Source organism: Pseudomonas fungipugnans, assembly GCF_029955235.1.
In the GTDB taxonomy this organism is placed as follows: domain Bacteria; phylum Pseudomonadota; class Gammaproteobacteria; order Pseudomonadales; family Pseudomonadaceae; genus Aquipseudomonas; species Aquipseudomonas fungipugnans.
The window spans coordinates 1,111,281-1,123,680 of record NZ_JARBWL010000001.1 but is presented as its reverse complement, the minus strand read 5'-3'; the positions used below and the strand labels follow the sequence as shown (position 1 = coordinate 1,123,680).

The 12,400-nt window shown below is 62.3% G+C and carries 13 protein-coding genes; 8 read left to right on the top strand and 5 right to left on the bottom strand.

Annotated features, from left to right (window positions below; translation table 11 throughout):
- Nucleotides 1–60: 60 nt before the first annotated feature.
- The 5 genes from POF45_RS04450 to POF45_RS04430 form a co-directional block, all read right to left on the bottom strand.
- Nucleotides 61–627, bottom strand: coding sequence for a UbiX family flavin prenyltransferase (locus tag POF45_RS04450; protein ID WP_282315184.1), 567 nt, complete (start codon nucleotides 625–627; stop codon nucleotides 61–63).
- The gene (locus POF45_RS04445; RefSeq protein WP_259494743.1) at nucleotides 624–2,009 is read right to left on the bottom strand and encodes a UbiD family decarboxylase; all 1,386 of its coding nucleotides are present in this window, start codon (nucleotides 2,007–2,009) and stop codon (nucleotides 624–626) included. Before POF45_RS04445 ends, POF45_RS04450 begins: the two co-directional genes overlap by 4 nt.
- A 331-nt stretch (nucleotides 2,010–2,340) precedes the next feature.
- Complete coding sequence (locus POF45_RS04440) at nucleotides 2,341–3,246, bottom strand: amidohydrolase family protein (protein WP_259494742.1); 906 nt, start codon at nucleotides 3,244–3,246, stop codon at nucleotides 2,341–2,343.
- Between the two features lie 4 nt (nucleotides 3,247–3,250).
- Complete coding sequence (locus POF45_RS04435; protein ID WP_259494741.1) at nucleotides 3,251–4,180, bottom strand: amidohydrolase family protein; 930 nt, start codon at nucleotides 4,178–4,180, stop codon at nucleotides 3,251–3,253.
- Nucleotides 4,181–4,505: 325 nt separating this feature from the next.
- A complete protein-coding gene (locus POF45_RS04430; protein WP_282315183.1) occupies nucleotides 4,506–5,396 on the bottom strand; it encodes a LysR substrate-binding domain-containing protein in 891 nt (296 codons plus the stop codon).
- Between the two features lie 118 nt (nucleotides 5,397–5,514).
- On the opposite strand from POF45_RS04430, the gene POF45_RS04425 reads away from it, so the two are divergent.
- From POF45_RS04425 to POF45_RS04390, 8 genes are all read left to right on the top strand, one after another.
- Nucleotides 5,515–5,979 carry a (2Fe-2S)-binding protein gene (locus tag POF45_RS04425; protein WP_259494739.1) on the top strand — a complete coding sequence of 155 codons (465 nt, stop codon included), beginning with the start codon at nucleotides 5,515–5,517 and terminating at the stop codon, nucleotides 5,977–5,979.
- A gap of 2 nt (nucleotides 5,980–5,981) precedes the next feature.
- On the top strand, nucleotides 5,982–8,168 hold the full coding sequence (locus tag POF45_RS04420) for a xanthine dehydrogenase family protein molybdopterin-binding subunit (RefSeq protein WP_282315182.1): 2,187 nt from the start codon (nucleotides 5,982–5,984) through the stop codon (nucleotides 8,166–8,168).
- 6 nt (nucleotides 8,169–8,174) lie between these two features.
- The gene (locus POF45_RS04415) at nucleotides 8,175–9,068 is read left to right on the top strand and encodes a LysR family transcriptional regulator (protein ID WP_282315181.1); all 894 of its coding nucleotides are present in this window, start codon (nucleotides 8,175–8,177) and stop codon (nucleotides 9,066–9,068) included.
- Between the two features lie 150 nt (nucleotides 9,069–9,218).
- Entirely contained in the window at nucleotides 9,219–10,715 is a 1,497-nt protein-coding gene (locus tag POF45_RS04410) for a helix-turn-helix transcriptional regulator (protein ID WP_259494736.1), read from the top strand.
- Between the two features lie 135 nt (nucleotides 10,716–10,850).
- A complete protein-coding gene (locus POF45_RS04405) occupies nucleotides 10,851–11,108 on the top strand; it encodes a CsbD family protein (RefSeq protein WP_259494735.1) in 258 nt (85 codons plus the stop codon).
- A 5-nt stretch (nucleotides 11,109–11,113) separates the two neighbouring features.
- Complete coding sequence (locus POF45_RS04400) at nucleotides 11,114–11,362, top strand: DUF1652 domain-containing protein (RefSeq protein ID WP_259494734.1); 249 nt, start codon at nucleotides 11,114–11,116, stop codon at nucleotides 11,360–11,362.
- Between the two features lie 149 nt (nucleotides 11,363–11,511).
- On the top strand, nucleotides 11,512–11,871 hold the full coding sequence (locus POF45_RS04395) for a hypothetical protein (RefSeq protein ID WP_259494733.1): 360 nt from the start codon (nucleotides 11,512–11,514) through the stop codon (nucleotides 11,869–11,871).
- 291 nt (nucleotides 11,872–12,162) lie between these two features.
- Nucleotides 12,163–12,387: a hypothetical protein gene (locus tag POF45_RS04390; RefSeq protein ID WP_259494732.1), complete on the top strand. Its 225-nt coding sequence runs from the start codon at nucleotides 12,163–12,165 to the stop codon at nucleotides 12,385–12,387.
- The last annotated feature ends 13 nt before the right edge of the window (nucleotides 12,388–12,400 follow it).

Sequence of the window (12,400 nt, the reverse complement as noted above, 5' to 3'; positions counted from 1 at the left end):
TGTGACGGCCCTATCGCGAGCAAGCTCGCTCCCTCAGGTTTTTCGTTTGAGTCAATGGCATCAGGGCTCACCCCAACGCAACGCAGTCCCGGCGTCGAGGCCGAACAGGTCGAGGACACGGCCGAGGCTGTGATCGACCATCTGCGACAGGCTTTGCGGGCGGGCGTAAAACGCCGGAACGGGCGGGGCGATGATCCCGCCCATCTCGGTGACGGCGGTCATGTTGCGCAGATGGGCGAGGGTCAACGGCGTTTCCCGGGCCATCAGCACCAGTGTGCGGCGCTCCTTGAGGGTGACGTCGGCGGCGCGGCCGATCAGCCCCGAAGACGTGCCGGTGGCGATCTCGGCCAGGGTGCGCATGGAACAGGGCGCGACCACCATGCCCAGGCGGCGGAACGAGCCGCTGGCGATGCCGGCGGCAACGTCGTCGGCGCGGTGATAATGGCTGGCCAGCGCGGTGACGTCGGTGAGTTTGTAGTCGGTCTCATGGGCCATGGTCAGCAGCGCCGCGCGGCTGATGATCAGGTGGCTTTCGATGTCCAACTCGGCGAGCAATTGCAGCAGGCGCACGCCATAGACAAAGCCGGACGCGCCGCTGATGCCGACCACCATGCGCTGGCGGTTCATGACGGATAGCCCTTGAGCAGGTTGCGTGCCCGTTCCAGAGCGTCCTGATCCAGTTGCGCCTTGATCCCGTCAAAACCCGAGCCGCGCGTGGCATCCAGGCCCATGCGCGAGGTGGTGCCATTGACCGAAGACGACGGATCCAGTGGACTGCCGGGCAAGCCGTCGATGACGAAAATATCCTGATGCGGCTGGAAGTGCGTGGCCAGCGCCCATAGCACCTGACTGTCATCGGTGATGTCGATGTCACTGTCCACCGCGATCACGGTTTTCAGGTACGGATCCCAGCCGAGCAGCGCGAGCATGATCTGCCGTGCCTCGCCGTCGCGGCTTTGGTCCAGCGCCACGTAGCAATGAAAGTGTGTACCGGAATTGGGGTAATGCACGGCGGTGACCGCGGGGAAACGCGCCTTGAGTTTTTCGCTCATTTCCGCTTCCCGTGGCAGCCGCGCCAGAGTCAGGTGTTCGGCGTAGCGGCCTCCGACCACGTCCACCAGCCAGGCATCCTTGCGTCGAATCAGCGTGTCGATGCGCAGCACGTTGTTGGTCGAACGGTCCGATGAGTAGCCGCTGAATTCGCCGAACGGGCCTTCTTCGGCGTAGGCTGCCGGGTCGATGGCGCCTTCCAGCACGAACTCCGCGCAGGCCGGCACGCCGATGCCGTAGCGCGGGGTTTTTACCAGCTCCAGCGGCGCGCCAAACAGGCCTCCGGCTACCGCGCGTTCGTCACTGCCGAAGGGTAGACGCGCAGCGGCGGCGAGCATGAACAGCGGGTGCGCGCCAACTACCATCGCCACGCGTAATTCTTCGCCACGCTCACGAGCGGTTTGCAGCATGCGCCACAGGTGGCCGCGTGAATGCAGGCTGGTGGCGAGGGTCTGCCGGGCATGGCGCATCGAGCGGTGGTAGCTCATGTTGGCAATGCCGGTGAGCGGGTCTTCGGCGATGATGATTGCGTTGGTGATGTACGGCCCACGGTCGCTGTCGAAGTGCTTGAGCATCGGCAGCAGCGCCAGGTCCACGGCTTCGCCTTCGAAAATTTCGTCCAGCACCGGGCCGGTTTCGACGTATCTCGGTGGGATCGGCGCGTTGGCCCGGGCCTGGAAAGTTTCGTGCAGTTGCGCCGGGGTGACGCCGAAGATCCGAGCGATGCGGGTTCGTGAAGCGAACAGATTGGTCGCCACCGGCACACCGAGCTGACCGACGTTTTCGCAGATCAGCAGCGGGTCGCGACCTTGGGTGGCCAAGGCATCGACCAGGGCGGTGACGTCCTGGTCGGCGGAAATTTTTTCGTGAATCGTCAGCACATCGTCCGGGTATTGCCGGCGATAGGCGTCGATGAAATCGTGGAAATCCTGGGTATCGCCGAGCGTAGAGAGGGGCATGGTTTCACCTCGTGAAAAGCAGTGCTGAGGACGAGCAAAACTCCTGTGGGAGCGAGCCTGCTCGCGAAAGCGGTGTGTCAGTCGGCAACGATGTTGAATGTGCCGACCCCTTCGCGAGCAGGCTCGCTCCCACAGTTGATCTGGGGTATTCAGTGACAATTGTTCGCACCACGAATCCCTGTGGGAGCGAGCTTGCTCGCGATGGCGATGGATCAGTCGACATCAATGCTGAATGTGACGCCCTCATCCCGAGCAAGCTCGGTCCCACATTGGATCTGCGGTGTTCACTGACAATTGTTTTCACCACAACCCCCTGTGAGTGCCTTGAGGCCTAGAGGTAAGTCGTGGTCAGGCGAATGTCTGCCTCTACCAGGTCCTTGGGCGGCGGTGTCGGTTCGATGCCGCACAGCCGGGCGATGTTGTTGCCCAGGTAGTCCTCAAGGTGGTCCTCGTCGATGCCCAGTCCTTGCGGTGCCGGCGAACAAAGCACTTCCAGTTCGCGCAGCCACATTCCCGGTTCGTTCGGTGGCGAGTCGGTGCCAAACACGATCTTGTTGCGTGGCAGATCCTTGGCGAATTCGACGATCCGCGACTGGAAGCACCAGCCGGATTCGCAGTACACGTTCGGCGTGTCCATCGCCATCCAGAATGCCTCGAACGAGTAGTTGCCCCCGGTCTGGATGCCGAAGTGACCGATGACAAAGTTGACCATCGGGAACTCGCGGATGATCGGGTAGAACATCGTCGGAATGGTGTACGGCCCGTCGCCGGTGTGGATCAGCACCACGATGTTGTACTTGGCGCAGACTTTCATCGCCGGGCGCAGCCAGTCCAGCGCCCGGTCCGGGCGGTAGCCGTGCATATTGGCGTGCAGCTTGAGCATCTTGAAGCCGTATTCCTTGATGTGGAATTCCAGCTCTGCGGCACCGTTTTCCGGTCCCCAGCGCGGGTTGAAGTTGAAGTTGCCGATGAAGCGATCCGGGTATTTCACGCAGAGTTCGGCGACATACGACATGTAGTCACGCACGCCCTCGCGGCCCCGGCGGTTGCCGTCGCGATAACCGGTGTTGCCCGGTGGCGGCTGGATGAAGCCCATGTCGATGCGCCGTGGCTTGCCGTTGATCATGTACGGCCCGTCCATCAGCTTGAGCATGCGCTCGCCGGTGAACGGTTCGCCGGTATGGCGCCAGGCCTCGTCGACCAGGTTGGTGGGGTGCAGATGGGTGTCGATAATCATCGGTTCAGCTCCTGGCCAGTTGCGTGGTGACGGGGCGTTTGAGTTGCGCCTGTGCTTCGCTGACGGTGCGTGGCGGCGGGGTCGGTTCGAGGCCGATCATCCGCGCGGTGTTGTTGCCCAGGTACTCTTCGAGGGTGTCCTCGTCGAGGTTCAGGCCCTGAGGCGGCTCGTGGCAGAGCACTTCCAGCAGGCGCAACCACATGCCCGGCTCGTTCGGCGGGGTGTCGGTGCCGAACAGGATCTTGTGCGTCGGCAACACCTTGGCGAACTCGACGATCCGCGATTGCAGGCACCAGCCCGACTCGCAGTAGACGTTGGGCAACTCCATCGCCCATTGCATCGGTTCGAACACGTAGACGCCGCCGGTCTGCACCCCGAAGTGGGCCATGATGAAATCGACGTTGGGGAATTCCTTGATCATCGGCACCCATTCCGACGGGATGCTGTAGGGCCCGTCGCCGGTGTGCAGCTTGACCGGGATGCCCAGTTCGGCGCATTTCTCGAAGCACGGGCGCACCCAGTCCAGGGCGCGGTCAGGGCGGTACGCATGCATGTTGGCCTGCATTTGCACCATCTTGAAACCGTGTTGCGTGACGTAGCGCTCGATCGCCTCGACGCCGTTTTCCACACCGCAGCGCGGGTTGTAGACGAAGCAGCCGATAAAGCGGTCCGGGTAGGTCTGGACCATCTTCAGGGTGTAGGCCATGTAGGCGTCGATGGACTCGCGACCACTGAGGTCGCCGTCGGTCCAGGTGTAGATGGTGTTGCCTTGCGGCGGCTGGATGAAGGCTTTGTCGATGCGCCGAGGTTTGCCGTTGACCATATAGGGGCCATCCATCATCTCCAGCAGACGCTCGCCGGTGAACGGGTCACCGTCATGCCTCCAGGCGAGGTCCACCAGGTCGGTGGGATAGCAACTGATATCGATGATCATTGAAGTCGATCTCCTGATAGCGGGGAAGAGAACCGTGCGGTTCACAAGCAGCCACGTCCGGGCAATCGGCCATTTCTATGCGCAATGACATGCGCATTCCCTCGCCTGGTCGGATCCGGCTCGGAACGCTGGCTGCCTGGGGGGAAGTATTGGAAGGGGGGGCGGGGTTCGTACAATATTAATTGGGCGAGGGGTTGATACCTGTTCGATATGGGCTTGAGTCAGGCGCAACTTTGGGGTGTGAATGTGCCGACGCCATCGCGAGCAAGCTCGCTCCCACAGGGGACCGTGATCAACTGTGGGAGCGAGCTTGCTCGCGATGGCGTCAGTGTTGTGTACGCAATGCCAATTTTTTGATCACCTCAACCATCGGCGCCACTCGCTCTCCATGTCCTGGTGGCCACACCGCATACAGGTTGTAATGCGCCGTAATCTGCGTTTCGTTCAGCGCCACCAAACGGCCTGAACGCAACGCATCCGCTGCCAGCAACCCGCGCACCAGTCCCGCGCCAACGCCGGCTTCGGCGGCTGCAATCAGGTTCGCCGCGTTATCAAACACCACCCGCGCCGCCGGTTCAACCGCCGCCATTCCCGCCGCCTCCAGCCACGCAATCCACGACCTGCGCGTATACCCCAGCAACGGCATTTGCAGCACCTGCGCCGGGCTGATCGGCAGTTGCAAACCATGCCGTTCAAGCAGCGCCGGGGAGGCCACCGCCAGCACGCGATCGGCACAAATCTGCGTCATCTCGCCGTCGTCCCAATCGCCATAGCCGTAGCGCAACGCCAGGTCCACCCGTTCAAACGAACTGCGATCCGAACGCGGCATCGACAGCAGCACCACCTCATGTTCAGGAAGCGCCTCCAGCAATTGCGGCAAGCGAGGATTGAGCCAGCTCTGCGCCAGTTCACTGTCGACATCGATGGTCAGCCGTCGCGCCACGCTGCGGTTTTGCACCGAGGACAGCGCCCGGTCGATCTGCGCCAGGCCGTCGGACAGTACGCTGGCGAACAATTGCCCGGCGTCGGTCAGGTTGCTGCCGCCACCTTCGCGCACGAACAGCGGCTGACCGATGAAGTCCTCCAGGGCGCGGATCTGCTGGCTGATGGCGCTGTGGGTCAGGTCCAGTTTGCGCGCTGCGCTGGAAAAACTGCCGCTGCGGGCGGCCTGGATGAAGGCGTTCATCGACTGCACTGACGGGTATCGCTTGTACATGCTGTTAGTCCTGCTTACACCGGTTGGCAGAAATCGTCGCTGGCTGATGGTTGCCGAGCCTTTCAATAATCGGTCACCAGGCCCGCACAAAGACGGGCCGCTCTTTTGGAGCCTGACAATGATCGAATTCACGGTAAACGGCGAACGACGAGAGCTGGACGAGGCATCGCCCTCCATGCCCTTGTTATGGGTGTTGCGTGATCACTTGAAACTCACCGGCACCAAGTTCGGCTGCGGCATGGGCCTGTGCGGCGCGTGTACGGTGCATCTGGACGGCGTCGCGGTGCGTTCCTGCCAGTTGCCGGTGGCCGCCGTGGCGGGGCACGCCATCACCACCATCGAAGGCCTTTCGCCCACCGAACAGCACCCGTTGCAACTGGCCTGGATTGCCGAAGATGTGCCGCAATGCGGTTACTGTCAATCCGGGCAGATCATGTCTGCCGCCGCGCTGCTCAATACCGGCGCGGTGGTCAATGACGATTCGATCCGCAATGCGATGTCCGGCAATCTCTGTCGCTGTGGCACCTACGGGCGCATCAACAAAGCCATCAAGCGGGCGGCATCTGCGCCGAAGGAGGCCTGAGAATGGATCTTTCGCGCCGCGTCTTCCTCAAGCAGACCGCCACCGTGACAGCGGGGCTGGCGATTGCTTTTCATCTGCCCTCGGGCATGGCGGCAACTCCTGCAACCCCTTCATCTGCGGCCGAATTCGAACCCAATGCCTGGGTTCGCGTGTTGCCCGACGGCACGGTGAAACTGGTGGTGCACAAGCACGACTCCGGCACCGGCACCCAGACCGCATTGGCCGCTTGCGTGGCTGAGGAGCTGGACGTCAACCCGATGACCGTGCAGGTAATCACGCCGGAAAACCCGTTCTTCGAAGCCTATATCCACCCAATCTGGAAAGTGTTTTCCACGGGGGGCAGCACCAGCGTTTCCCTGGAGTACGACCGGCTGCGCATGGCCGGGGCCACGGCGCGGGCGTTGTTGATCGCGGCGGCGGCCCAGCGGTGGAAAGTCAGCCCCGACAGCTGCACCACCGAAGACAGTCGAGTGCTGCACCGCGAGAGCAAACGCAGCCTCGGTTACGGCGAACTGGTGAGCGTAGCCGCGCAACTGCCGGCGCCGGCCAAGGTCACGTTGAAAGACCCGGCGCAGTTCAAATACATCGGCAAGCTGCGGCACAAGCGTGATGCGGCGGCCAAGGTCTGCGGGCGTTTCAAGTACAGCATCGACGTAGACTTGCCGCAGATGCTGGTGGCCGTGGTTCAGCGTCCGCCAGTGGTCGGGGCCAGGGTCGTTGCGGTGGATTCGAAGGCCGCGCTGCAAGTGCCAGGCGTGCGCCAGGTGATCGCGATTCCCGGCCGACCGGATGTGCTGGGCGGCAATCAAGAAGGCGTTGCGGTGCTGGCCGACAACTACTGGGCGGCGCATCAGGGCCGGGCGTTGCTCAACGTGCAATGGAGCGAGTCGCCGCTGGCCGGTTTTGACAGCGATGAACTGGCGAAGCTGCAAGCGGCCGCCATCGATGACCCCGGCGCGCAACGGGTGTCCGCCATGGCCGCAGGAGATGTCAGCGCCCAATGGCCGGGTGCCGCCAAGCTGCTCGAAGCCGATTACCGCATGCCATACAAGGTGCAGAACCCGCTGGAACCGATCTGCATCACCGCCCATGTGAAGGACAACGCCATCACCTACTGGGGCGGCGTGCAGGTGCCATCGGCGGCGCTGGAGGCGGCTGAAACGGTGTGCAAGATCGCCAAGGACAAAGTCACCATCAATGAACGGGTGTCCGGCGGCAGCTTCGGCGCGCGGGAGTCCAAATACTGGTTGTTCGAAGTGGCGTACCTGGCGCAACAGGCCGGGGTGCCGGTGAAATTGATGAACAGCCGCGAAGACGAAATGCGCGCACTGTTCATGCACCCGGCGACCTTGCACCGGGCCAAAGGTGCGCTGGACGCTCACGGGCAACTGAGCGCGCTGCAACTCAATGCGGTGTCGCCAGCCTCGCCGGAACAGTGGGAGCCAGGCTACTTCGAACGCCCCGACAACATGGACTACAGCACCACCGAGGCCATCACCGCGTGGGACTTCGCCTATCGTCCACCGCACCTCGATCTGGCCTGGATCCGCCACGAAAGCGACGTACCCAGTGGCTGGTATCGCTCGGTCAGTTTCATCCCCAACGTGTTCGCCGTGGAGAGTTTCATGGACGAACTGGCTCACGCTGCCGGGCAGGATCCACTGGCTTTTCGCCTGGCCAACATGCGCGACCGGCCCCGGCATGTGGCGGTGCTCAAAAGCGCTGCCGAGCGCGCCGGTTGGGGCCAGCCGTTGCCCGAAGGCACGGGACTGGGCATCGCCACTAATCAGGGTTATACCAGCTTCATCGCGGTGGTTGCCCGGCTCTCGAATAAGGATGGCGTGACCCGCGTCGAGAAGCTCACCTGCGTGGTCGATTGTGGCCTGGCGGTGTCGCCCACCGGCGTTGAAGAGCAAATCTACGGCGGCCTGATGTGGGGCCTGGGCCATGCCTTGTTTGATCGCCTGGACATCAAGCAGGGCCGGGTGCTGCAGAGCAATTTTCACGACTACCGCGTGACGCGCATGTCGGACATGCCTGCCACCGACATCCTGATACTGGACGGCGAGCCCGGCAAACCCGGTGGCGTTGGTGAACTGGGTAGCCCGTCGGTGGCGCCAGCGATTGCCAATGCCTTGTTCAGCCTGACGGGCGTGCGCCAGCGCTCGACACCATTGAGCCTGGGGTAAGCCGTCATGGACCTGCGATTGCTGCGTTACTTCATGGCGCTTGCCGAAGAGCTGCACTTTGGTCGCGCCGCCACGCGCCTGCACATTTGCCAACCACCGCTGAGCCAGCAGATTCGCCTGCTGGAAGAGGAACTGGGCACGCCGTTGTTCGAACGCAGTCATCATCGAGTGGAACTGACGGCGGCGGGGCAGATGCTCAAGGAGCAGGCACCGCTGGTGTTCGAGCAGTTGAACCGGGCGCTGGACCTGACCCGTCAGACCGGTCGCGGCCAGTTGGGTGAGCTGGAAATCGGCATGATCAGTTCGGTGATGGTCGGCGTGCTGCCACGGGCCTTGCACCTGTTTCGCGAGCGCTATCCGCAAGTCAACTGGCGACTGCACGAGATGACCCCGGCGGCGCAGATCCAGGCGCTGAAAGAGAAACGCATCGACGCCTGCGTGTTTCGGGTCGGCTGCGATGACCCGCAGTTGCGCAATGAACTGCTGATCCACGAGCCGATCCGGGTGGTGATGCCGGCGGATCACCCACTGGCGAAACGCGAGCCTCTGGCCCCGGCGGACCTGGCGCAGGAACCGTTTGTGGCGCTGGAACTCAAGCAATCGCGCTTTGCCGATTTCCTCTATCAGTGTTGCATCAAGGCCGGGTTCGTCCCGCAGATTCGCCAGCAGGTGATTGAGGTGCAGACCTTGCTCAGCCTGGTACGTGCCGGTTTTGGCGTGTCGCTGTTGCCAGCCTCGATAGAACAGATGGCGCCGCCGGGCGTGGTGTTCCGTCGCCTGACCCCGGCGCTGCCGCAGGTGCCGCTTTACGCCACGTATCGCGCTGACGATGCCTCGCCGGTGCTGAAGTTGTTTCTCGATACGCTGCGCGAGCTGGTCGTGCAGGATGGCCTGGGTTAACACGGCCCCTGTGGAGCAGGCAAGCCAGCTCCCACAGGGGTTGTGTGAACAATAGAGGCCAAGGTGCTCCGGTTGCACGATTGCTGAGCCTTGCGGTCGTAATCTTCACAGCGTGCCGTGTTCAGGCGCCGTCGTATTTGTGGAGACCCAATGAGCCAGGACGTCCTGACCACCGAAACCAATCGCCGTCAGCTACAACAGATCATCGCCGGTTTGTCCGACGGGGTGATTGTGCTGGAACTCGACCAGACCCTGATCTGGGCCAACGACGCCGCGCTGAGCATGCACGGTGTCAGTCACCTCGCCGAACTGGGTGCCAATGCCAGGGAATACGCCACGCGTTTCGCCCTGCGCTACCGCAACAATCACCCGGTGCCGACTGACAATTACCCGATCAAGCGCGTCGCCCGTGGCGAGGCCTTCAGCGACGTGTTGGTGGAAGTGACCCCCACTGACGACGAACAGCGCCTGTGGGTCCATAGCGTACGCAGCATGGTCCTGACTGATCGCGCTGGCGAACCCGAATCGCTGGTGCTGATCATGAACGACGTCACCGAGTGGGCCAGCGCCGAAGAGCGCTTCGAAAAGACCTTCAATGCCAACCCGGCACCGGCGGTGATCTGCCGTCTCAGCGATTTGCGCTATATCAAGGTCAATGCCGGATTTCTGGAAATGACCGGCTACGCCCGCGACCAGGTGATCGGCGCTTCGACCTACGAGCTGGATATTCTCGAAGGCGCCGAGAAGAAGGACCTGGCCATCGAGCGCTTGCGTGAACACGCCACCATCCCGCAGATGCAGGCCGAGCTGAAACTGCCCGGCGGCGGCAGCAAGCAGGTGATCGTCGCCGGCCAGCCACTGGAGTTCAACGAAGAGGACTGCATGCTGTTCTCCTTCGTCGACATGGAACCGCGACACAAGGCCGAAGTCGCCCTGCGCCAGAGCGAGGAGCGCTTTGCCAAGGCGTTTCGCCTGACGCCGGTGCCGATCCTGGTGTGCGCTGCCGAAGACCAGACGGTACTCGACGTCAATCAGGCCTTTCTCGACACCCTGGCGTACCCCAGCGAAGAAGTCATCGGCAAGACCGTGGCGCAGATCGATTTCATCAGCGACGCCGGCGCACGCAGCCGATTGTTTGCCGCGCTGGAGAAAGCGGGCCGGGTGGACCGGGTCGATGTCGGCGTGCGCAAGAAAGGCAGCGAGCAAATTGACTGCGCCGTCTCGGCAGACACCGTGAACATCCAGAACGGCCCTTGTTATCTGTTGGTGTTGATGGACATCACCGAGCGCAAACGCACGGAGCTGGAGCTGGTGGCCGCCATCGAAGAGGTGATGAAAGACGCCTCCTGGTTCAGCCGCACCCTGATCGAAAAACTCGCCAACGTGAAAAACGTCAATTCGCCGCAACTGCCCAGTGTGTCGTTCACCGACCTCACGGCCCGGGAACGCGATGTGCTGAGCCTGATCTGCGAAGGCCTGGCCGACAAGGAAATCGCCGCGCGCCTGAAACTGGCACCCAACACCGTGCGCAACCACGTGGCGACGGTCTATTCCAAGCTCGACGTGCACAGTCGCAGTGAGGCGATTGTCTGGGCGCGGGAGCGCGGATTGTTCTCCGGCGAATGGCGCACCAAGGGGCAGCGCTGAGGGTGCAAATGCACTAATCCGGTCAGTGCAAATTCATGTGTTGCGCGAGGGGTTCGGATCTTAGTCTGCAAGGGTGCGCTGCCAGTCTGCGGATGTGCAGCGCGTCCCTGTCGAATCAGCTAAAGGAACAGCCTCATGAGTCGCGAACACGTCAAAGGTGCAGTTGAAGAAGTGGCCGGCAAGGCTCAGAACATGCTGGGCGAACTCACCGGTGATCAACACATGCAACTGGAAGGCAACGCCCGTCAGGCTGCCGGGCGATTGCAGCAGCATTATGGTGAAGCGCTGGATGACGCTGCCGGCTTCGTCAAGGATCGTCCCTTGACCACGCTGGCCATTGTCGCGGGCCTGGGTCTGGTGGCCGGGCTGTTATTGCACCGTCGTCAGGGTTGAGTGCGATGATCTATCTGGCGCAGTTGCGCGTGCAGTTGGAACACAGCTTTTCGCCCCTGGCCTGCGAGTGCAGCCTGACCGGTGACAGTTCGCTGACCGTGAAGCTCTATCACCGCGAAACCGGGCAGGTGGACCTGGTGGTCAGTGGCTTGAGCATCGCCAGCCTGCGCACGCCTGATGCGGTGAGGGCGTTGATTGAAGAGCTGCGTTATGAGCTGGAAAGCAATTCCCTGCACCGCCCCGAGACGTCTTGAGCGCACGGGATGGAGGCGACGAGCAGTCATCCCGTCTCTTGCGGTTAAGCTATAAACAATCGATGGACCTTTGATACGGCGGCTCTCCGGCAGCGAGAGTGTTTCATCGGCGTATCACCATGCGTTTTTGGTCGATTGCAGGTTACCCAATGCCCATTCCTTTTCGCTTTTACCTGGCACCTGTGCTGCTGGGAGTTTGTGCCGCGTCCATGCTCGTCGGTTGCACCACGCCTGAGGAACAGGCCGCGGCAGACCGTCAGACCTGTGGCAACTATGGCTATACCCAAGGCACTGACGCCTTCGCCAATTGCATGATGAAGGCCGACACCCAGCGCAAGAAAGCGGCCGCCGACTGGCAGGCCGAGCAGAACCGCAAATGGGACGCCAAGACCGCCGACCCGGCGATGCAGGACTGCCAGACGACGGAAAGTGTGGATGTGCAGGGGGATGCGGCGGCGGGAGGGGAGACGACCAGGACCAATAGTCGGACGGTGTGTGTGGGGCAGTGAGTGGGAATCAGTTGATTGAAATGCTGGATTTCATGACGCCATCGCGGGCAAGCCCGCTCCCACAGTGATCGTGGGTTGGCTAACAACACCGTTCCCTGTGGGAGCGGGCTTGCCCGCGATGGCGATCTGAAGTCCAGCCCCAAACCCCCGGCCATACGGCCTTTGACTGGCATCACCCGACAGCTGAGCTATAAGCAATGCGAGGGTTTGTTTTTCTGTGGCCGGTTCGCGAGTGCGCGGGGTTGTTTTCGGGTCGCGGAAATGTGTCGATCACTTATCGCGGATCAGCCTATGAACAGTCTTGGGAAACGTGCTTTATCGCCAGTGTCACTGGCTTTCTGCCTGGCGATGCTCAGTGCCTGCGCCAGTCCACCGCCGCCCCCACCGCCACCTGCTGCACCTCCACCACCGGTCCGTACCTGCCAGACCATGGATAAAACCGACGTGATGGGCGACATGCGCGCAGACGGGCAGGTGACGCGAGTCACCACCACGACTCACTGCGTCACTCAGTAACACCGGCCTGTGT